Genomic DNA, 20,234 nt, shown 5'->3' on the forward strand with positions numbered 1-20,234 from the left:
ATCTAATTTTTTATTCGCCAATGCACATGAACTTTTTGAATTTTTCGAAAACAACAAAGCTTAAAAAATGTTTCTATAGTCAACATTGCATCATTATATCCGTAAGTTACCTTAATGAATTTCTTAAATTCTTTATACTTTCATTAATAAACTTCTAGCCCATATGAAATCTACTGTCAAATTTCTGTTCCTGTTTTTTATCACAAGTATTCTTGTATCCTGCGTTGATGACGTCAACTCTACCCCTCCAAGAACAGTACGCGTAAACTTTGATTGGTCTGCTGCCAACCTTGCCGGTTTAGATTCAGCAGTATTAAGAGTTTCACATCAATCAGCTGCGGCAGAACTTATTGTAAAACCAGATCAAGAGGGCATCAATTTTAATGAAGTAATAGGAAACTTAGTAATTCATGAAACTCCAGACCCCGAGATCATCAATACTCCAAGCATTGGCGTGGTAGATCAAACATATATTGTACCTATAGAAGAAGACTCAGTGACCGTTTTATTTATTACACCAGAAGTGAAATAGTACAATTTTCATAAAGTATTACAATTTGATCTTCAGGTATTTCTATTCAAGAATATTACTTTATTTTTTTCCTTGAGAATTAAAATTAATTATGTAACTTCTTGATTCAAATACTTTTAGAAAACTATTTTATGAAAGTTACAGACTTTATTTCTACAGAAGAAAGCGGAAATAGAGAGGTAAAAGTTAACCGGGTTGAGTTTAGTTTAATTCACGATGGAAAAGATGAAATAAAGGGTGTTTTATATATGCATGTCTACTATTTCATCAACAATTACGATGAAAAACCGATGTGTAGAACCTACAAATTTTGTCATATTCATACCGAGGATTGGCTCTATTATCACTTGGTAGGAGGAAATGACAATATTGAAGCAAGAAAATGGCTACTGGAAAGAATGCGTACTCAATACGGTATTTCTTTCTTAAAGAAATTAAGATAAATCATCAGTAGAAAACAAAAAGCGATAGAAGATTAAATTCTCCTATCGCTTTCTTGTTATATACTCTCCGGTAAAATTAGTCTACCTTCAATACTGACATAAACGCCTCTTGAGTTACTTCTACGTTACCCAACTGACGCATACGTTTCTTACCTTTTTTCTGTTTCTCTAATAGCTTACGCTTACGAGAGATATCACCACCATAACATTTTGCGATTACGTTCTTACGTAAAGCCTTAATTGTTTCTCTGGCGATAATTTTTGTTCCGATAGCTGCTTGAATTGGAATCTCGAATTGCTGACGAGAAATTACTTCACGTAGTTTCTCACAAATCTTCTTACCACGATCATAAGCACCGTCTCTATGAACAATTGCAGAGAATGCATCTACAGGATCATTGTTCAATAGAATATCCAATTTCACTAATTTAGATGGACGGAAACCGATCAATTCATAATCAAGTGAAGCGTATCCTCTAGAAATCGTCTTTAACTTATCAAAGAAGTCAAATACAATTTCTGATAAAGGAATTTCAAAGATCAACTCTACTCTATCTGTTGTTAAGTATACTTGATTCTTCAATTCTCCTCTTTTTTCCATACATAAGCTCATAATTGGGCCTACGTACTCTGCCTTAGATATAATATTCGCCTTGATATATGGCTCTTCGATTCTATCTAATTTAGATGGATCTGGCATATCAGAAGGAGCATTTACAACCACTTCATCTTTAGTAGCATTGTTCATATATGCATGGTATTGTACTGATGGAGCAGTAGTAATCACCGTCATATTGAATTCACGCTCTAAACGCTCTTGTACAATTTCTAAGTGAAGCATACCTAGGAAACCACAACGGAAACCAAAACCTAAGGCAACTGATGTTTCCGGCTCCCATACTAGTGATGCATCATTCAGCTGTAATTTTTCAAGAGATGCTCTCAAGTCTTCGTATTCTGTTGTATCTACAGGGTAAATACCAGCGAATACCATTGGCTTCACATCCTCAAAACCTTGAATTGCTTCTTCACAAGGGCGTTCTGTTAAAGTAATTGTATCACCTACTTTTACTTCTTTTGCTTCTTTAATACCAGAAATGATATAGCCTACGTTACCAGCGGAGATACTTTTTCTAGATTCTTGTTCTAACTTAAGTACACCAATTTCGTCAGCTTTATATTCTTTTCCTGTATTGACAAACTTTACAAGGTCACCTTTTTTCAATGTACCATTCAAAATACGGTAGTATACTTCTACACCTCTGAATGAGTTATACACTGAATCAAAGATTAGTGCTTGTAATGGTTCTTTTGGATCTCCTTCTGGAGCAGGGATTCTATTTACAATTCCTGCAAGAATATTCTCCACACCTAAACCTGTCTTACCTGACGCTTCAATGATATCTTCTCTCTCACAACCTAAAAGGTCCATGATTTGATCCGCTACCACTTCAGGGTTGGCATGTGGTAAGTCAATTTTATTCATCACTGGAATAATTTCCAAGTCATGTTCCATCGCCAAGTAAAGGTTCGAAATTGTTTGTGCTTCGATACCTTGAGAAGCATCGACAATTAGTAACGCTCCTTCACAGGCTGCAATTGATCTTGACACCTCGTATGAAAAGTCAACGTGACCAGGTGTATCAATCAAGTTTAAAACATACTCTTCACCTTCATGAAGGTAGTTCATCTGAATAGCGTGCGACTTGATAGTGATACCTCGCTCACGCTCCAAATCCATATTATCTAGCAACTGACTTTGCATATCCCTTTGTGCAACAGTTTGCGTCGACTCTAAAAGACGATCGGCTAATGTTGACTTACCATGGTCGATATGTGCAATAATCGAAAAGTTGCGAATATTCTCCATCTTGTCCATAATGACAAAGTTACGTGTATTTCTCTAACTCTCTATGACTCTGTATATATCTAACAAAACTATTAACGAAATTATACAGTGTCTGAAAAAATAATCACAAAAATATGGGAAAAGATCAATTGAACATACCTTCACCTTACATTATTATGTGAAACTGATTTAATTTTACATTAAAAAAATTTTCTGTTTTGTATTTTTTCGTGTTATTTTATTATTATATCAACTTTTAACAAACTATTCATTTTATACAAATCACCTATGGACTTCAGTAGAAATAGTTTCTTTATCCCAGAAGAAATACAAAAAAAATTATCACAAATTGACATCTTACTTTGTGGAGTAGGTATGGGAAGTGTCGTTGCAGAAAGCCTTGTACGTTTAGGTGTTTGTAACCTAATTATTGCAGATGGCGATATAGTAGAATTATCAAACCTTAACCGTCAGAACTTTACATCAAATGATTTAAATGAACAAAAGGTTAATTCACTGGAAAAGAGACTTTTGAGCATTAACCCAAAACTCAAGCTTAAAATAGTAAATAAGTTTCTAGTCAAAACTGATCTCCAAGCTTTAATATTAACTGTTGATTTTGTAATTAATACAATTGATTTTGATCAACCGGCATTTTTAGAATGCCACACTCTATGTAAAAAGTATAAAAAATATGAACTCTTTCCCATTAACTTAGGATTTGGAGGTTGCTTAATCTTAAATACACAATCAAGTCCTTCTTGGGATGATTATTATAAGTCATCCGATCATAATAAAATAAAAATGATGATACTTAACGATGTTGTCATCAATAATTCCTTTAGTGAAAAAATGCTGATTAAATTTAATGAGTATAAAACTTCTCCACCTGAACATGATCCTCAGTTACATTCTGCCTCTTTAAGTTGTTCCATATTAATTACAACAACAATCGTTTCTATATTATTAGGAGAAAATATCAAAACATTCCCTGATACAATATCATTTGACCCATTATCGATTATAAAATAATGCAAAAGACAGAATCATATGGCAAAGTCATAGTAGAGCGTTTTTTATTCCCTGGTCAGTATCTAAATGACATCGAATTAGAACAACTACAAAAAAATATTACTTACATAAATAATGACAGAATTAACCATGCTTTAATTTCAGTCAACAATTCTCTTGAACAATTTAGAGAAATGACGAAACATATGGTTATTGCATTAACTTCTTATAAAGAAAAGTATAATGGATTTATTTTTTGTCCTGTATTAAAATCTCCAATCAACGATACTTATATTTTTCATGCAGGTCTTATCGTAATGAATCGCAATTATTTAGGAAATAATGCAATTTCTATTTTAGGCGCTGGAAATGCTTTTTTTGTTTACAAGCATCTAAAAGTTCGTTCCTTTTTTTCTACTAACATAACAAGTACTCCGTCTATAGTTGAATCGTTTTCTAAGTTTGGAGGAAAAAATATTTGGCCATCTCCTAATGCAAACCTTAGAACTCCTAATAAGCATTATAGGTCAATATTGAGAACTTTAAAAAAGGAATATATTAATGTGTTTTTTCCAAAAAATGAGACAATAACTGTTGATGAGAAGCGCTTTATCTTGAGATCATCTTCACAAGAAATGGGATTTAATACATCATTTGATTCAATTCCAAAAGCAGATAGCTTAAAGTATAATCTATTTTGCAAACTTTGGATAAATTATAAAAAACAAGAGGACGTTATTCAAATTGGAGAATTTTCACTACGATCATTCCTTAAAGTTTGGATATATTTAAAATTCTTGAGGTACAAAATAAAGTAATTCTCTTACTAAAGATAGGAAGATAACTTATATTGCATTTGTACTAGATTATTCTTTAATGATAAATAAGCTAAAAAAACGTTGGAATGTTAAGAGTAACACAGATGTTATCATCATCCTCTTAGTCTTTGCACTAACAGGGACTACGTTTATGTACACTATCAAACCTTATGTATATCCAATCTTCGGGATTACTAGTGAAAGTGCTACTTGGGTTCGTATTTTAGCCTTCTTTTTTATAGGACTTCCATGCTATCAAGTACTTCTACTTATTTGGGGAACATTACTTGGTCAATTCAAGTTTTTCTGGGAATTTGAAAAACGAATGTTTAGACGAATGATTGGAAAAAAATAAATCAACTTTGCCTCCTTTACCCTTATTCATTTTATTGTGATTTTCAATATTACCTATCAGTATAACAACAACCATAAATACATTCTTCATAAATACCGTTTAGAGTGTATCCATAAGATTAAATCTGCATCACCATACTTCTTTAGTATTTACATACTAATAATATCATTTTTTGTCTACAATGATTATAGCAGCTTTTCTAATCCAATAAACTTTACTGCTGTAAGAAGCCCCTCTATACTATTATCTATTTTTATGATTCTATTATCATGGATTCCTAAATTCAGAAATAGTACCCACAGATATTGGCAATACTTTTACAGCATTACTATAACTTCTATTATTTATAGCTTATATGCTATCACTTTCCTTGCATATAATCACCCTCTATTTGAAGCTGGTCTTTACATTATCACTGCGATGGAAATGGTTTTCTTTACATATAGTGTATTACCATCTGCCGTTATTACTAGTATTATTCTCGGAGGACTTTTCACCTTTTCTACATTGCTAGAAGTGAACTTTCATATCTTATCGACCTTTTCGTTGCTGCCTAATTTCATAGCCATTCATATTGCGATGATTTTTATTTTTATCATTAAAAACAAGAATCATTATCAAGGGTTTGTCAACTATTGTTTGCTAGAAAATGAAAGAAATAGAAATCAAAAGCTATACGACATCACCTTGAATCAGAACAAGACACTCGTTACGCAAAATTTTAAAATCGAGCAGCAGAAAAACCTTCTTTCTTCTCAGTTTCATGAAATTGAAGACAGTTTAAAGTATGCCTCTAATATCCAAAGTGCTCTTTTACCGTCTTTTCAATCCCTAACACTATCCAGAATAAAAGACGCTTTCCTTTACAATAGACCAAAACACCTTGTAAGTGGTGATTTTCATTGGCATGGAACCACTCAAGAGCATCAAGTAATTGCTACAGGAGACTGTACTGGGCATGGTGTACCGGGGGCGTTAATGAGTATGTTAGGTATCTCCCTACTAGACAGAATTGTCAATACAGAAAAAGTGGATAACCCTAAAGTGATTATCGAAAGACTGCACAGAGAGATCAATCACTTACTTAAAAACACAGAGCACAACAATGATGGCATGGCTTTATCAATCATCTGTGTACCACTTGATACCACAAAGAATACACTCACATTTGCAGGGGCCAAAAGTCCTTTGCTAATCATAAAAAATGAGAAAGTTGAATTCTTCAGAGGCAGTAGATACTATATAGGTGGAGATATCGACCTTCATGAAAAATGCCATAACAATACCGTCAATATCGAAAAAGATATGCTTGTCTATATGTATTCTGATGGCTTTGAAGATCAGTTTGGTGGGGAAAAGAATAAAAAATATAAAGCTGCTCAGTTTAGAACTTTGCTTCAAGGCATTTCTCACAAGACTTGTAATGAACAAAAAATAATGCTTGAACAAGAATTCAAACAATGGAAGGACACCCCATCAAAAGCATCCTTCCAAGTTGATGATGTGTTGGTTATGGGTTTAAGATTCTGATACAGGTGCTATTTTATCGATTTCATCCAAACGCACTGTATCACCGTTATCCAAAACAGCATATTCCACTTTATCCACTACTTTTAAGGTATGGATTTTCGTTTGTACAGAGTGGTTGTTGTACGAGATAGCCAATAGAGTTCCTCTCATGGCCCATATTTCATAATGGTCGTACACTGTACAACTTATTGGGCGATAGCTATTGTCGGAGTTTGATTTTCCCATGATTTTCTTTGATGCTCAATAACGCGTTTCATCCCTAAAGCATATCCAATATGTACACCTTCATGTACATTATTAAATTTGATCGCTTCTGAAACTGTAGTAATCGTAACTCCAAGTCCAGATACGTACTTTTCATACTTTCTAAAAACGCCTTTTACAAGGTCTTCATCCAGTTTTTCAAGCAATGTAATCGAGAGTTTCTTTAGTTCGTGGATCTCATCTTCGGTAAGGTCTCTTTCGGGTTTGCTACCTTTCCTGAATAGTTTGATCCATTTTTCGTCGATTCTTGGGGTAAGCCCGGACTTGTTGTAACACAATAATTGATGGGTAACAATATTATGGCCAAAGTTCCAGATAATATTATTATTGTAGCCTTCTGGGATGTAGTTAAGATCTTCAATAGACATACTTTCTACCAAAGAAATAAAGCGTTTACGCAGCTTTCTAGATGTGTTAAACATAAGATATAGAGGTTATACTTTACAAGTGTCTAAAGTACAAAAATTATTTTCTACATCTAATTTTTTAGGACATAAAAAAGCCTTCATTATCAAAAATAATAAAGGCTTTTTAACTGAATATCAATTCACTAGTTTTCATTCATCTTGCATGTTTCTAGTAAAATGATCCTATCCATAAATAAGTTTATTTCGTTTTCTACATCGTAATCTAAGTCTTTATTGAACTGTATATTGACTAATCGATCCAACTCTTGTTGTAATTCTGCCAATTTACTTTTTAATGTCACTCGACGCTCCATTTCTTCAATAATAGCATCTAAATGTGGAAACTTATTGTCCTTGATATATTTCTTCAACTCTTCCTGATCATCGTACGAAAGACCCTCATGAGCTACCTGAGCTAATTTTAGACCTTCAACTAAATCTGCTGTTTGACTATATTCTGTGAATTTTTCTTTCAGAACTTCAACAAGAAAGGATGATGAGATATTCATAGTATTAGAATTTTTAAGCAACAATAATTTGTAAGACTGATTGATCTTCTTTCTATTAGTTAAACTTGATCTCATCGTTTTCTGTTCGGTTTATTAATCTGTATTAACAATGCAATATAAAAGTATTATTTTTCGCAGTTTCTATTGTATTAACTCCGAATTTCAGAACATAGTATATGTTGTCTTACTTTTTTAACCGATAAAATAGGGAATAAAAAAAAGAGCTCCACAAGGCAAAGCTCTTTTCCAACCCAAAAACTAACTATTTCTCATTGCTATACTCTTTGGATAGAGATAATTACTACATTACCTCATCTCTAATATTTTTACAACTCAAACTTAATTGAGTACTATTTCTATCTGATTACATAACTTATACACCTCAATTATAACTCTCCCTACCTTTTAATATTTAAAAATTTGTTAAAATTTAAATTGATTACATAAAATAAAAGCAACACTATAACATTTCACAAATAGATTATAAAATTGACAACATTTTAAACATTAAATTTCACCTTATGATGTTTTTTTTAAACTTTAATGCATATTTTTGTTTAAATAATTATCAAAATAGGTAAATACACCCCTCCCTACCTTTTTGAGTTTTTTTTTCAGAATATGTTTGATAGTAAGAAATGACAAAAGTAGATACCCTAGGAAGAACACAACATAAATATGCCCTTGTGGATTGTAATAGTTTTTATGCTTCCTGTGAAAAAGTTTTCCGCCCCGACCTTTCTCACCTACCTGTAGTAGTACTTTCTAATAACGATGGATGCGTTGTCGCCGGTAGTAAAGAAGCAAAGAAGCTTGGACTAAAAATGGGAACACCTTTCTTTAAGGTCAAAAATATCATTCATAAACATCAGGTATCTGTCTTTTCGTCCAACTATGCATTATATGCCAGCCTTTCTAAACGAGTAATGAGTATCCTTAAAGAATACGCTCATGCAATTGAAGTCTACTCCATTGATGAGGCTTTTTTAGATTTAACAGCTACAGAGAACAGCGAGGAAATTGGACAACTTATACGTCATCGTATCTGGGAAGAAACCGGTATTCCTGTCGCTGTGGGTATTGGTACTACCAAAACACTTGCAAAACTGGCCAATCATGTTGCTAAAAAAGACGATCGCTTTAATGGAGTATGTGAGTTTGAGAATTATTACAAAGACAAACAGTACATTGCTCATTGGAGTGTCGATGAGCTTTGGGGGATTGGCCGACAACATACCTTATCTCTAAAAGAATATAATGTACGAACTATCGGTAGCTTTATGGATCTTCCTGAAGGGAAAATCAAAAATCAATGGCATATTCCAGTATGGCGTATCTATAAGGAACTTCAAGGGGTGCGATGTAATGAATTTTCTGCTAAAGTCGCCGCTAAAAAAGGGATCGGTACAGCCAGGACATTTTCTAAACCTGTCAATGATTGGGATAAGCTAAAAGAAATTTTTTCTGGCTTTGTTGCCTTGGTGGCGGAAAAGCTGCGTAAACAAAACTCTTGTACCCAACGCATCTCCGTTTTTGTATCAACAGACAAACATAGAGAGCAACATCCCTATTACGGAAGTAAAAGTATAAAACTCGATATACCCACAGACGATACCGCTTTATTGATAAAAGTAGCTATCCCACTTTTAAAGTCGATTTTTTTCGAAAAACACAATTATAAAAAGGCTGGTATCTATATTATGGACATTACTCCTAATTATTCTCGCCAGTTATCTATAGAAAATTACTGTTCTGAGGAAATTCTTACACGGCGAAGTAAATTGTTAGACACACTTGACAAGCTTAACCGAAAAATGGGAAAAAATACAGTAGTCTTTGGTTCTCAGCGTATAGAAAGCAGAAATGCGTTTGACATGAAGCAGGAGCACAAATCGGCAGGTTTTACAACAAAAATCGATGAATTACTGTCTGTTAGATAATTGAATTACTTCGGTTTAATCAGAATAACAAAGTACATCTACCTGTAAAATTTTAGTTAAAAATTAGAGTAATAAAAGCTTAATTACCCAATAATATGCTGTGATAATCTTAAAAAAACGCAGAAATATCACATACCTCCTTTTTTTTCGTATAAAATCATTGTTTTTCATAGGATTTTTCTCACTTTTGTGATGTACTTATCAAAGAAGTGGTTAATAGCTTCTAATGTTTTGATAAAAACGGAACAAAAAGGAGATTAATCTAGTTAGATAGGTACAATATGAAACAAGTCATAAACGTACTTTCAAGAAATTGAAAGGATATTTATAAAGAACTCATTTTTAATTGGTTTTAGTTTTTAGCTAAGTTGTTAAAGGTCCTGCTCTATGAGCACGACCTTTTTCTTTTTTTATACCTATTTTTTTTAGAGAGCTATTACGCTAAACCTTTTGTCATATAGTTGACGATGAGATCGTGATCAACATCAATATCTTTAGACAGCATAGATTGTACACCGAGCATTACAGTACCGGCAAAAATCATCTTATTAGTATCATTATCAAAAAGGCTCATATAAGCATCCCTTACATAAAGCATAAAAGGATTTCCACCTCTACCCTTCGATTCTAAGAATTGGATAATCGTAGAGTACTCATAAAAAAAGTCGATTTCAAAACGGTAGAATGACTCAATAGTCTGATCCAATTCTCTATATTGTTTCGCTTTTTTCTCACCAATAAGTTTCACAATAGAATCAACAAGGCCGTATTCTCCGTCGAATCTAGTATAAAAAACTTTAGTTGTAGTACCACAGTGGCTTGCTAGTTTTCTTAACGACCACTCGCCACCATCAAGAATGTATTGAATTGACATTTCAATCATAGCATCCTTAGTAGGAGCAGCGTTTTTTCTTACTTTTAACATAATCAATTAGGTATATTAGATAATCGTATTGTCTTATTGTAGCTTTTCATTAGATTAAATGAAACATTGTTTCAAATATCATTTAATTTATGTAAAAAAACACCATTACTAAAGAATATTTTTGTTAAAAACATCATTATTGTACTTTGCTACAACTAGCATTGTATAGGTGATTGGAACATCAACAGTAAAGAAAAAAGAATGACCGCGAAAGAAATACATCAATTAATATATACATCACTTGAAACAGTATATGATGAGAATGAAGCAAATAGCATTGCTTATTTATGGTTAGAAAAAAGGCTTCAGCTAAGCCGTACTGATGTGATTCTACAAAAAGAGGCCATCGATTTTAATAAAGAACTATTTCAACAAGACCTTAAAAGGCTTCAAAAACATGAGCCAATACAGTATATAATTGGAGAAGGGGACTTTTATGGGCGGGTATTTCAACTAAATAAAGATACTTTGATTCCTAGGTCTGAAACCGAAGAATTAGTTCACCTGATCTTACAAGAAAATAAATCTGGTCAGTTGTTAGATATTGGCACAGGTTCGGGGTGTATTCCTATTACAATAGGGCTTGAAAGCGACATCATTACATTCGGTATAGACGTGAGCGCATCTGCCTTAACTAAGGCAAAAGAAAACGCTCATAGCTTAAATAGCACTACAAAATTTCAATTACTAGACATTCTAGAACAAGACCTAAGCTCATTTGATCCATTAGATATTATCGTAAGCAACCCACCGTATGTTACTTATAAAGAAAAAGAGGTGATGGATAAAAATGTAGTCGAGTTCGAACCAGAATTAGCCCTTTATGTAGAAGATGACAATCCTTTGATTTTTTATAGACGGATTTCAATGTTAGCATCACAAAAACTTACAGAGAGAGGAAAGCTATATTTCGAAATCAATGAGCAGTTCGGTCAAGAAACCGCAGACTTGATGAAAAAAGATGGATTTAAAAACATCGAAATTATCAAAGATTTCCAAGGAAAAGATAGAATAGTAAAAGGTATACTGTAATAAAAAAGGGTAAGCTTCAATTGAAAAGCTTACCCTTTTTTTTATCCTTCTCTTAGATTATATTTTAATTACTCTTACAGCTAGCATCACATCCAATGCAAGCAATAATAAGCCAACTAATAAGAAGTAATAATATTTATTGGCACCCACATCGGCCATTCTAGAACTTTTTAGCTCTCCTTCGATATCATTAATAGACGAAATCAAACGGTTTATATCATTCTGCTTATCACTAATCTCAAAATATTTACCATCAGTTTCTTTAGCTAATTCTTTTAAAGAGGCTGAGTTGAGTTTTGTAATTACATCATTCCCCATTTTATCTCTCTTAAAGCGGTAACCTGCAGGAATCTTACTTCCTTCTTCTGTACCAATCCCCAAAGTAAATAGACGAACGCCTTCTTCTTTGATGTTGTACACCGCATCATTGGTATTTTTACCATGATCCTCTCCGTCACTAATTAAGATAATTACTTTCGATGCTTTTTTAGCACTTGGAAGTCCTTCTTCTGCATCATTAAGTTTAGTAATTGCCATTTCAAGTGGTGGAGCGAAGTCAGTGCCTGTATTCGAGATAAGTGATGTACTCATTGTTTCAATAAACATATTGAGTGCATTACCATCATATGTCAATGGACATTGTAAAAAAGCGTCGCTGGTAAATACAATTAAACCGATACGATCGGAATTGAATGATTTAACGATCTGCTTTAGTTCAAATTTTAATTTGGCCAACCTCGAAGGCTTTACATCTACAGCATCCATCGACTTAGATAAATCAACACATATGTAAATATCCTTACTAATCGCTTTTACTTCTTTTTTCATCTCTCCAAAGGATGGACCTAAAAGAGCAAAAATGAATAATGAAAAATAAAGCGATCTTAAGATCAATTTATATAAAGTGGCGCCGCCTTTTGCTCTAAAAGATTTTCTAGCTCTAATGATTCGAACCAGATACAATCCATAAAGCACGATAAAAACTGCAATTAAAAGCAATTCTACACTACTGAGCTCTCCTGCAAATGTCATGTTTGTTATAAAGTGTTTACCCTGTTTCAGTAAAAATGTATGCTAATTTAAAAGATTTATTGATGTAAAGGAAAATGCTAAAAAAAATTGAAGTTTTTTATAATTGACAATCAATACAATGCATAAAACATAAATTTAATTAACACTTTTTTATTTAAAACGATTTGGATTAATCGACCTCATCGAACATATTTGCATCGCATTAAACAAAAAGGCAGTCAGAAATGACGATCTAAGTTGTGCAAGGAGAGTTGCCAGAGTGGTTAATGGAGCGGTTTGCTAAACCGTCATCGGGAAACCGATGCATGGGTTCGAATCCCATACTCTCCGCAAGTTCGGGATGTAGCACAGTCCGGTTAGTGTACCTGGTTTGGGACCAGGGGGTCGCAGGTTCGAATCCTGCCATCCCGACAAAAGCGATCTTCTAGTAAGGAGATCGCTTTTTTTATATCCTTCTATCTCTTTCATAGCACCATAACCTAAAACATATGAAAAAGATTGTTCTAATTGCCAATCCTATCTCAGGACAAGGAAAAGCAAAAAAAGCCGCACTTCTCACAAAAGAAGTACTGGATCAGAAAAATCATGATGTACATATTGAGTACACAAAACATGCAGGCCATGCAACTACACTTGCCCAAAATCTTAGCCAACAATATGATATTGTAGTTGCAGTAGGTGGTGATGGCACTGTCAATGAAGTTGCTCAAGGTTTAATCGAATCAGGCAAAACACTTGGAATAATACCTACTGGATCTGGGAATGGTCTGGCTAGGCATCTAAAAATTCCAATGAACACCAAAAGTGCAGCTCTGTGTATTGACAAGGAAAAGAAAACATCTATTGATACTCCTACTATTAATGGAAAACACTTTTTTTGTACTGCTGGTATAGGTTTCGATGCACATATATCACATGTCTTTAGTAAAATGAGTGGACGTGGGCTATCGAATTATGTTAAAGCCATTTTTAAAGAGTATGGAAGCCACAAAGCCGGCAACTACACTTTAGCGTATAACAATCAAACAGAAACTGATCATGCTTTTGTGATTACTGTGGGTAATGCTGCTCAATATGGCAACGAAGCGATAATTACTCCCTTAGCATCTATCAAAGATGGTCAACTAGATGTAACAATCTTGAAGAAACCATCACTTATAACAGCGATGAATTGGGGTATCCGTTTATTTATGGGAAACATTCATAAAGGACCAAATACCAAATACTTCTCCACAAAAAAATTGACTATTGATACTACAACAGATGAAAAAGTAGTCAACGGTCATAGAGATGGAGAACCAGATCAGTGGAGCTTCCCATTGGAATTTAGTATCAATGAAGGAAGAACACTAAATGTTATTGTAAATTCTGATGAGATATAAATTCATCACATTAATAAAAAGATAAATATATTTACGCTATCACTAAAAACAAGAAAATGCAACAAAGCAAAGAATCAAAACTATTGATCTACTCAATGTTGATCATGTTTGTACCTTATATTATATCGTTAGTTACACATGAGACTCAAAATGCCTGGTGTGTACATCTACTGAATGATAACCATACAGAGTTTTTTGATTACTTCTTTAAGTATACTACTAACTTGGGAGATGGTCTAGCGTTGATCCCGTTCTTAGTAATATTATTAATCGTTAGAAAAGAATATTGGTCTGTTTTGGTAATGGCTTCTGCCCTTCATGGTATTTTCGTATATGTTGGCAAAGAAATTATCTTAAAAGGAACTGACTTTGCATTAAGACCCGCAGGGCTACATGGTGCAGACGCATTTAATCAGATATTAGATGTTCATATGCATTTAATCGATACGTTCCCTTCTGGACATGCTACAACAGGATTTGTTATTGGTGCCATGTTCATGTTAATCATACCCAACTGGAAAGGTTTCGTTATTGGTATGTCTTATGGATTAATAGTAGCTATCTCTAGAATGTATCTAGGCCAACACTTCTTAGTTGATGTATCTTTTGGAGGTATTTCCGCTTTCGCAATTGTATGGCTATGTTGGTATATCTGTGATAAAAAAGGTTGGATAAAATTAAAACCTTGGGAAAAATAAATAGAAAAAGGGAAGTGATTTTTGAAGTCACTTCCCTTTTTTAATATACACCTCATTTGCTTTAAGGTGTCATCTTATTATCAATAGCTCTTGATGAGAATTCTTGCATAATACCTTTAGCAAGGTCGGTTAGTTTTTTCTCTTCAGGTAGTCCTGTATTTTTTAGATCATGCTCTTGCATTCTGTCAGTTTTGAAATTATACATAAACTTCACTTCCTTCCCATCAAAGCCTAAAACATAATCTCCTTCAACCACCTGAAAAACATTTGGTCCAATAAAGCTCACTGCAAAATGTAAAGCTGTAGAATCCATAGCATCTGAACCAAAAGCCACAAAATCTTGCTCTACTCCTAAATAATCCATCACTGTTGGAAAGATATCTATTTGTTGAGTGACCGTCGAATCTATTCCTACCAAAGCATCATCAGAAGGTGCATAATAAATAATTGGAACTTTAAAGAGGCCTAAACTAGTAGAATACTCTTGATAATGCACTTGATTGGTATGGTCCGCTGTAATCACAAACAATGTATTCTTAAACCAAGGCATTTTCGACGCCGTTTTAAAGAATTGCTGTAAAGCGTAATCTGTATACTGAGTACCTCTATTTAATGGAAGCGGTCCTCCTTTGAATCTATCTTCGTATTCTTCTGGAATCTTAAAAGGATGATGAGATGAAAGTGTAAATAAAGAAGTATGGAAAGGTTCCTCAAAAGTGTTCATTGTTTCAGCAAAAAACTGCAGGAAAGGTTCATCCCAAATCCCCCAAGTCCCATCAAAATCATCGTCATTATTGTACTCGGTCATACCATAATACTCTTGGTATCCCGCCAAATTCATAAAAGCCTGAAAACCCATTGAACCATTAGGGGCTCCATGGAAAAATGCCGTCTTATACCCTTCTTTATCTAAAACCGAGGCCATACTATTAATAGTATTAGTAGAGTAATGAGACAGTACATATGGTGAATAAAATGCAGGAATACTGGCAACTACTGATGGTAATGCATCGATAGATTTTCTACCATTAGCAAAGGCGTTAGCAAATGTTCTACTATGTTGAATCAACGAATCAGTAAAAGGTGTATAACCTTTATAATCTTCATCTAATGAATTCTGATTTAATGTACTGACATACTCTCTACCGAAACTTTCAATCACTATCGTTACCACATTCATTTTCTTCTGTGGTTTTCCAGTTATTCCATGATGATATGCTGAATATACTTCCTCTAACTGTTCTTTAGTGAAGAATTCTTGTTTCTTTGCTACCTTTTTATTTAAAGTTCGAAGTACAGAAAATGGAGTGTTTAAAACAATCGCCATCTCTAAAGGCTTCTTCACAAATTCACCTGCATTATTTAATGAAATCGGACGGGTAGTCCCATCAAATCCACCTCTTGCTCCTCCAAAAATCAATACGCCACAAACCAATAAAATTGAAACATGCTTCATCAGGTAAGAGGACATCTTGATTCTGCGTCTTGGTTTTTCTACATCAACTAATGAGTATGCTTTAACAAACAGGAACATCAAAGCAACCCAGATTAGAGTCATATACCAGTAATCAACGAATAAAAATCTAAAAGCTAGTGTTGCTCCATTTTGTTCGTGAGAAAATTCATCAAAAATAGAAGCAGTAGTCCTTTTAGAAGTAAATCTAAAGAAAATCACATCTGCTAGGTTAGCAGCAAGTGTTATAGCATTCACTATATACACAAACCACTTAATTACATTTTGATAGGTTTTATTGTAACGAGCAGTAATAGGCAACAAACTCATCAAAATAAAAACTCCATTCGTATAGATAACTGCAGGCAAATCAAACTTTAATCCGCCTAAGAATAATTCAAAAAGATCTGCTCCAGGAAAATAAGAAGTATTAAAAAGGTAAAAGATTGCTCTGCTTAAAGTATACAAGAGCATAATAAGTATGAATCGATATAAGGTTACCCCGAAAATGTTTTGTGATTTTATATTTTGAAGCATAATAATTTGAAAATTTCTATTTCCTGTTTAAGCTTTCAAAGGTAAAAAAAAAGAATTCAGAAAATGATATTAAAACTAAAACAACTCTCCTATTTTTGTCATTACACTTATAGTGTATACAACAGATCAAAAGTTATTCATGGCAGAGTCACACCACATTCGTCAGATTGAGTTAAAAGACTTAATCAAAGCTTATAAAAACGATAGCAATACCGCATTACTCATTAATCAATTAAAAGAAGATAAACCTTATGCAACATACCTAAAAGGTTTAGCAGGAAGTTTGGATGCTATTATTGCGGCATCAACTTATAACGAATTGAAAGGATGTCATGTTTTTGTGATGCATGATGCAGAGGAAGCCATTTATTTCCTCAACGATCTACAAAACTTACTACCAAAAGAAGATATTTTTTACTTTCCTTCTTCTTACAAAAAACCTTTTGAATTTACTGTTGTAGAAAACGCCAATGTATTACTAAGAGCTGAAACACTCAGTGCTCTAAATGAAGTAAAAAACAAGGGAGCAATTTTAGTGACTCACCCTGCAGCTTTAACCGAAAAAGTAATCAATAAAAAATCTTTAGTTGAAAACACTTATGTCGCAAGAGTAGGTGAAGACATCGACCAAAGTTTTATTAGAGAGCTCCTCATAGAGTATGGGTTTGAACCTTCTGATTTTGTTTACGAAGCAGGACAGTTTGCTATTAGAGGAGGTATCATCGATATTTTTTCTTATGCCAATGAACTGCCATTTAGAATAGAATTGTTCGGTGATGAAATTGAAAGTATTAGAACATTCGATCCCATCACACAGCTTTCTCAAGGGGAAAAGGATCATGCACCAATTGTTCCCAACGTCCACAATAAATTATTGCAAGAAGTAAGGGAATCATTATTAGAATTTCTTCCTACTTCTACAATGTGGATCAAAGACTACGAGTTACTTGTAGATACCATTGATCAATATTTTGAGAAAGCCACAGAAACTTTCGAGGATATATTAAGCATGAGTGATGGTACACAAGTTATCAACTCTCCAGAAGAAATATTTGAAACGAAAAAAGATTTCACAAAAAGGCTTAGCAATATAAACAGAGTTCTTTTCGGTAATAGAAAAGGCTTACGTTCTGCCCAAACCATCACTTTTGATACTAAACCACAGCCTTCTTTCAATAAAAATTTCCATCTACTTGGAGAAACTTTAGAAAAACAACAGTTAGCAGGAACGCGTAATATCATTGCCTCAGACCTACCGAAGCAATTAGAACGCTTGCAAACCATCTTTGAAGAGATCAAGCCAGATTTATTCGTACAAGAATTAAACTTAAGTTTAAGAGGTGGATTTATCGACAACCAAATGGATATTGCTCTGTTCACAGATCATCAGATTTTCGAACGATTCCATGCTGCTAAATCGAAAAAGAAATACTCCAAATCGAAGTCCATGACGCTTAAAGAGTTGAGAGAACTAAAAGCGGGCGACTTTGTAGTACACATGGACCATGGAGTGGGTCGATTTGCAGGGATGGAAAAAACGGAAGTCAATGGCAGAGAACAAGAAAGCATTCGTTTGGTGTATAGAGACAATGATTTACTTTACCTCAGTTTACATTCACTCCATAAAATATCAAAATATTCTGGACAAGAAGGTAGACAACCAACGGTTAGTAAATTAGGATCTCCAGAGTGGGAGAATAAAAAGAAAAGAGCCAAGAAAAGAGTTAAAGATATTGCCTCTGAATTAATCTCTTTATATGCAAAACGAAGAGAATCCCAAGGTTATCAATTTGATAAAGACGGGTACTTACAGGCAGAACTAGAATCTTCTTTTATCTACGAGGATACACCAGACCAAGCAAAAGCGACACAAGAAGTCAAAGAAGATATGGAAAAGCCATATCCAATGGATCGATTAGTTTGTGGTGATGTTGGTTTTGGTAAAACTGAAGTAGCAGTAAGGGCAGCTTTCAAAGCTGTTTGTGATAGTAAACAAGTAGCTATTTTAGTTCCTACCACCATTCTTGCTATGCAGCACTACAAAACATTCATTGCGAGAATGCAAGATTTGCCTTGTAATATCGATTATATCAACCGCTTTAGAACAACGAAGCAAATCAAAGAAACACTGAAGAAGGTAAAAGAAGGAAAGGTTGATATTCTCATCGGGACACATCGAATCACTAGTAAGGATGTCGAGTTTAAAGACTTAGGTTTGATGATCATCGATGAAGAACAAAAATTTGGTGTAAAAACAAAAGAGAAGCTCAAAGAAATGAGGATAAATGTAGATGCACTAACACTGACAGCCACTCCTATCCCAAGAACACTTCACTTCTCATTATTGGGCGCTCGTGATTTATCCGTAATCGAAACACCACCACCAAACAGGCAACCGGTCACTACAAAAATTTCTACATTTAGCGATGAGGTAATTAGAGATGCTGTACATCATGAATTAATGAGAGGCGGCCAAGCCTTTTTTGTACATAATAGAGTAGCAGACATCGAACACTTTGCTAATAATATTATGCGACTAGTACCTGATGCAAGGGTTACTTATGCACACGGACAAATGGATGGTCCTACATTAGAGAAAGTAATGTTACGCTTTATTCAAGGAGAATATGATGTATTGGTTTCTACTAATATTATTGAATCAGGCTTAGATATTCCGAATGCAAATACTATCATCGTTAACCAAGCACATATGTTTGGTTTATCCGACTTGCACCAAATGAGAGGCCGAGTGGGACGTTCCAATAAAAAAGCTTACTGCTATTTATTAACCCCACCAACTATCGGACTGTCTTCTGATGCTCGTAAAAGATTATCTACTTTAGAAGAATTCTCTGATTTAGGTGATGGATTTAAAGTAGCTATGAGAGACCTCGACATTCGAGGAGCAGGAGATTTATTAGGAGGGGAACAATCTGGTTTTATTAATGATTTAGGTTTCGACACTTTTAATCACATCCTGGAAGAGGCGGTTCAAGAAATCAAACAAACAGAATTTGCTGACCTATTTAAAGAAGAGCTCCAAGCACAAACTGTTAGTGTAAATACTGTCATTGAAACCGACTTTGAGATCTTAATTCCTGATTCTTATGTATCTAGCATCTCTGAAAGATTAAACCTATATATGAGAGCAGATAAACTCAAGAATGAAAAAGAGATTGAAAAATTCTCCAAAGACTTACAAGATCGATTTGGCCCCATGCCACAGCCTGTAGTGGATCTATTAAAAACCGTAAGAATGAGATGGGTGTCACAAAAGTTGGGAATTGAGAAGCTTATTCTTAAAAATGATATGCTAAAAGCCTATTTATTAGAGCATACGCAGGCATCTTATTATCAATCTGAAGAATTTGGTAAAATTTTGATGTATGTCCAATCACATCCAAAAATTTGTCAGATAAAGGAGACAAAAAAGCGTTTAATACTTAATATAGAAGAAGTTACAGACATAAATAGGGCGTTAGAAGTATTACATATTCTAGAGAAATAAGGACTTTAT

At 33.9% G+C, this 20,234-nt stretch carries 18 protein-coding genes and 2 tRNA genes; 13 read left to right on the forward strand and 7 right to left on the reverse strand.

Going from position 1 to position 20,234, the window contains the following annotated elements:
* Positions 1-163: 163 nt before the first annotated feature.
* Both HGP29_RS08380 and HGP29_RS08385 read left to right on the forward strand, forming a co-directional pair.
* Positions 164-532 (forward strand): hypothetical protein, encoded by a 369-nt coding sequence (locus tag HGP29_RS08380; protein WP_168881918.1) that lies wholly within the window; start codon positions 164-166, stop codon positions 530-532.
* Positions 533-663: 131 nt separating this feature from the next.
* Positions 664-975: a hypothetical protein gene (locus tag HGP29_RS08385; protein WP_168881919.1), complete on the forward strand. Its 312-nt coding sequence runs from the start codon at positions 664-666 to the stop codon at positions 973-975.
* A 76-nt stretch (positions 976-1,051) separates the two neighbouring features.
* Here the strand turns inward: HGP29_RS08385 and lepA are convergent, their stop codons facing one another.
* A complete protein-coding gene (gene lepA / locus HGP29_RS08390) occupies positions 1,052-2,845 on the reverse strand; it encodes a translation elongation factor 4 (RefSeq protein WP_168882097.1) in 1,794 nt (597 codons plus the stop codon).
* Between the two features lie 267 nt (positions 2,846-3,112).
* On the opposite strand from lepA, the gene HGP29_RS08395 reads away from it, so the two are divergent.
* From HGP29_RS08395 to HGP29_RS08410, 4 genes are all read left to right on the forward strand, one after another.
* Positions 3,113-3,856, forward strand: coding sequence for a ThiF family adenylyltransferase (locus HGP29_RS08395; protein ID WP_168881920.1), 744 nt, complete (start codon positions 3,113-3,115; stop codon positions 3,854-3,856).
* Entirely contained in the window at positions 3,856-4,653 is a 798-nt protein-coding gene (locus HGP29_RS08400) for a hypothetical protein (RefSeq protein ID WP_168881921.1), read from the forward strand. The genes HGP29_RS08395 and HGP29_RS08400 overlap by 1 nt, the downstream gene beginning before the upstream one ends.
* Positions 4,654-4,711: 58 nt before the next feature.
* Entirely contained in the window at positions 4,712-5,008 is a 297-nt protein-coding gene (locus HGP29_RS08405; protein ID WP_168881922.1) for a DUF6787 family protein, read from the forward strand.
* 255 nt (positions 5,009-5,263) lie between these two features.
* On the forward strand, positions 5,264-6,538 hold the full coding sequence (locus tag HGP29_RS08410; RefSeq protein WP_168881923.1) for a PP2C family protein-serine/threonine phosphatase: 1,275 nt from the start codon (positions 5,264-5,266) through the stop codon (positions 6,536-6,538).
* Here the strand turns inward: HGP29_RS08410 and HGP29_RS08415 are convergent.
* The 3 genes from HGP29_RS08415 to HGP29_RS08425 form a co-directional block, all read right to left on the reverse strand.
* Positions 6,527-6,763 carry a hypothetical protein gene (locus HGP29_RS08415; RefSeq protein WP_168881924.1) on the reverse strand — a complete coding sequence of 79 codons (237 nt, stop codon included), beginning with the start codon at positions 6,761-6,763 and terminating at the stop codon, positions 6,527-6,529. The genes HGP29_RS08410 and HGP29_RS08415 overlap by 12 nt on opposite strands.
* Positions 6,724-7,224 (reverse strand): DinB family protein, encoded by a 501-nt coding sequence (locus tag HGP29_RS08420; RefSeq protein ID WP_168881925.1) that lies wholly within the window; start codon positions 7,222-7,224, stop codon positions 6,724-6,726. Before HGP29_RS08420 ends, HGP29_RS08415 begins: the two co-directional genes overlap by 40 nt.
* 128 nt (positions 7,225-7,352) lie before the next feature.
* The gene (locus HGP29_RS08425; protein WP_168881926.1) at positions 7,353-7,718 is read right to left on the reverse strand and encodes a hypothetical protein; all 366 of its coding nucleotides are present in this window, start codon (positions 7,716-7,718) and stop codon (positions 7,353-7,355) included.
* A 638-nt stretch (positions 7,719-8,356) separates the two neighbouring features.
* Here HGP29_RS08425 and HGP29_RS08430 point away from each other — a divergent pair.
* Positions 8,357-9,658, forward strand: a complete 1,302-nt coding sequence (locus HGP29_RS08430) for a Y-family DNA polymerase (RefSeq protein WP_168881927.1) — start codon at positions 8,357-8,359, stop codon at positions 9,656-9,658.
* Positions 9,659-10,094: 436 nt separating this feature from the next.
* On the opposite strand, the gene HGP29_RS08435 is transcribed toward HGP29_RS08430, so the two are convergent.
* On the reverse strand, positions 10,095-10,583 hold the full coding sequence (locus HGP29_RS08435) for a hypothetical protein (RefSeq protein ID WP_168881928.1): 489 nt from the start codon (positions 10,581-10,583) through the stop codon (positions 10,095-10,097).
* Positions 10,584-10,784: 201 nt separating this feature from the next.
* Here HGP29_RS08435 and prmC point away from each other — a divergent pair, with 201 nt between their 5' ends.
* Entirely contained in the window at positions 10,785-11,615 is an 831-nt protein-coding gene (prmC, locus tag HGP29_RS08440; RefSeq protein WP_168881929.1) for a peptide chain release factor N(5)-glutamine methyltransferase, read from the forward strand.
* A 57-nt stretch (positions 11,616-11,672) separates the two neighbouring features.
* On the opposite strand, the gene HGP29_RS08445 is transcribed toward prmC, so the two are convergent.
* Positions 11,673-12,647: a vWA domain-containing protein gene (locus tag HGP29_RS08445; RefSeq protein WP_168881930.1), complete on the reverse strand. Its 975-nt coding sequence runs from the start codon at positions 12,645-12,647 to the stop codon at positions 11,673-11,675.
* Positions 12,648-12,892: 245 nt separating this feature from the next.
* Here HGP29_RS08445 and HGP29_RS08450 point away from each other — a divergent pair.
* From HGP29_RS08450 to HGP29_RS08465, 4 genes are all read left to right on the forward strand, one after another.
* A tRNA-Ser gene (locus tag HGP29_RS08450) sits at positions 12,893-12,977 on the forward strand.
* A gap of 6 nt (positions 12,978-12,983) precedes the next feature.
* Positions 12,984-13,058, forward strand: a tRNA-Pro gene (locus tag HGP29_RS08455).
* 77 nt (positions 13,059-13,135) lie between these two features.
* Positions 13,136-14,029 (forward strand): diacylglycerol/lipid kinase family protein, encoded by an 894-nt coding sequence (locus tag HGP29_RS08460; RefSeq protein WP_168881931.1) that lies wholly within the window; start codon positions 13,136-13,138, stop codon positions 14,027-14,029.
* Between the two features lie 56 nt (positions 14,030-14,085).
* Positions 14,086-14,727 (forward strand): phosphatase PAP2 family protein, encoded by a 642-nt coding sequence (locus tag HGP29_RS08465; RefSeq protein ID WP_168881932.1) that lies wholly within the window; start codon positions 14,086-14,088, stop codon positions 14,725-14,727.
* A 61-nt stretch (positions 14,728-14,788) separates the two neighbouring features.
* Here HGP29_RS08465 and HGP29_RS08470 read toward each other — a convergent pair whose 3' ends face one another.
* Positions 14,789-16,654 (reverse strand): LTA synthase family protein, encoded by a 1,866-nt coding sequence (locus HGP29_RS08470; RefSeq protein WP_168881933.1) that lies wholly within the window; start codon positions 16,652-16,654, stop codon positions 14,789-14,791.
* Between the two features lie 202 nt (positions 16,655-16,856).
* Between HGP29_RS08470 and mfd the strand changes: the two genes are divergently transcribed.
* Entirely contained in the window at positions 16,857-20,225 is a 3,369-nt protein-coding gene (mfd, locus tag HGP29_RS08475) for a transcription-repair coupling factor (protein WP_168881934.1), read from the forward strand.
* Positions 20,226-20,234: the final 9 nt, after the last annotated feature.

The sequence above is a fragment of the Flammeovirga agarivorans genome (assembly GCF_012641475.1).
Classification (GTDB): domain Bacteria; phylum Bacteroidota; class Bacteroidia; order Cytophagales; family Flammeovirgaceae; genus Flammeovirga; species Flammeovirga agarivorans.

What these genes read in the sequence shown, in the direction of transcription:
- HGP29_RS08400 (WP_168881921.1), top strand. Translation starts at nt 3,856, where the DNA reads ATGCAAAAGACAGAATCATATGGCAAAGTCATAGTAGAGCGTTTTTTA.
- HGP29_RS08405 (WP_168881922.1), top strand. Translation starts at nt 4,712, where the DNA reads ATGATAAATAAGCTAAAAAAACGTTGGAATGTTAAGAGTAACACAGAT.
- HGP29_RS08465 (WP_168881932.1), top strand. Translation starts at nt 14,086, where the DNA reads ATGCAACAAAGCAAAGAATCAAAACTATTGATCTACTCAATGTTGATC.
- prmC (WP_168881929.1), top strand. Translation starts at nt 10,785, where the DNA reads ATGACCGCGAAAGAAATACATCAATTAATATATACATCACTTGAAACA.
- HGP29_RS08460 (WP_168881931.1), top strand. Translation starts at nt 13,136, where the DNA reads ATGAAAAAGATTGTTCTAATTGCCAATCCTATCTCAGGACAAGGAAAA.
- HGP29_RS08430 (WP_168881927.1), top strand. Translation starts at nt 8,357, where the DNA reads ATGACAAAAGTAGATACCCTAGGAAGAACACAACATAAATATGCCCTT.
- HGP29_RS08425 (WP_168881926.1), bottom strand. Translation starts at nt 7,718, where the DNA reads ATGAATATCTCATCATCCTTTCTTGTTGAAGTTCTGAAAGAAAAATTC.
- HGP29_RS08385 (WP_168881919.1), top strand. Translation starts at nt 664, where the DNA reads ATGAAAGTTACAGACTTTATTTCTACAGAAGAAAGCGGAAATAGAGAG.
- HGP29_RS08420 (WP_168881925.1), bottom strand. Translation starts at nt 7,224, where the DNA reads ATGTTTAACACATCTAGAAAGCTGCGTAAACGCTTTATTTCTTTGGTA.
- HGP29_RS08415 (WP_168881924.1), bottom strand. Translation starts at nt 6,763, where the DNA reads ATGGGAAAATCAAACTCCGACAATAGCTATCGCCCAATAAGTTGTACA.
- HGP29_RS08410 (WP_168881923.1), top strand. Translation starts at nt 5,264, where the DNA reads ATGATTCTATTATCATGGATTCCTAAATTCAGAAATAGTACCCACAGA.
- HGP29_RS08435 (WP_168881928.1), bottom strand. Translation starts at nt 10,583, where the DNA reads ATGTTAAAAGTAAGAAAAAACGCTGCTCCTACTAAGGATGCTATGATT.
- HGP29_RS08395 (WP_168881920.1), top strand. Translation starts at nt 3,113, where the DNA reads ATGGACTTCAGTAGAAATAGTTTCTTTATCCCAGAAGAAATACAAAAA.
- lepA (WP_168882097.1), bottom strand. Translation starts at nt 2,845, where the DNA reads ATGGAGAATATTCGCAACTTTTCGATTATTGCACATATCGACCATGGT.
- HGP29_RS08470 (WP_168881933.1), bottom strand. Translation starts at nt 16,654, where the DNA reads ATGCTCTTGTATACTTTAAGCAGAGCAATCTTTTACCTTTTTAATACT.
- HGP29_RS08445 (WP_168881930.1), bottom strand. Translation starts at nt 12,647, where the DNA reads ATGACATTTGCAGGAGAGCTCAGTAGTGTAGAATTGCTTTTAATTGCA.
- HGP29_RS08380 (WP_168881918.1), top strand. Translation starts at nt 164, where the DNA reads ATGAAATCTACTGTCAAATTTCTGTTCCTGTTTTTTATCACAAGTATT.
- mfd (WP_168881934.1), top strand. Translation starts at nt 16,857, where the DNA reads ATGGCAGAGTCACACCACATTCGTCAGATTGAGTTAAAAGACTTAATC.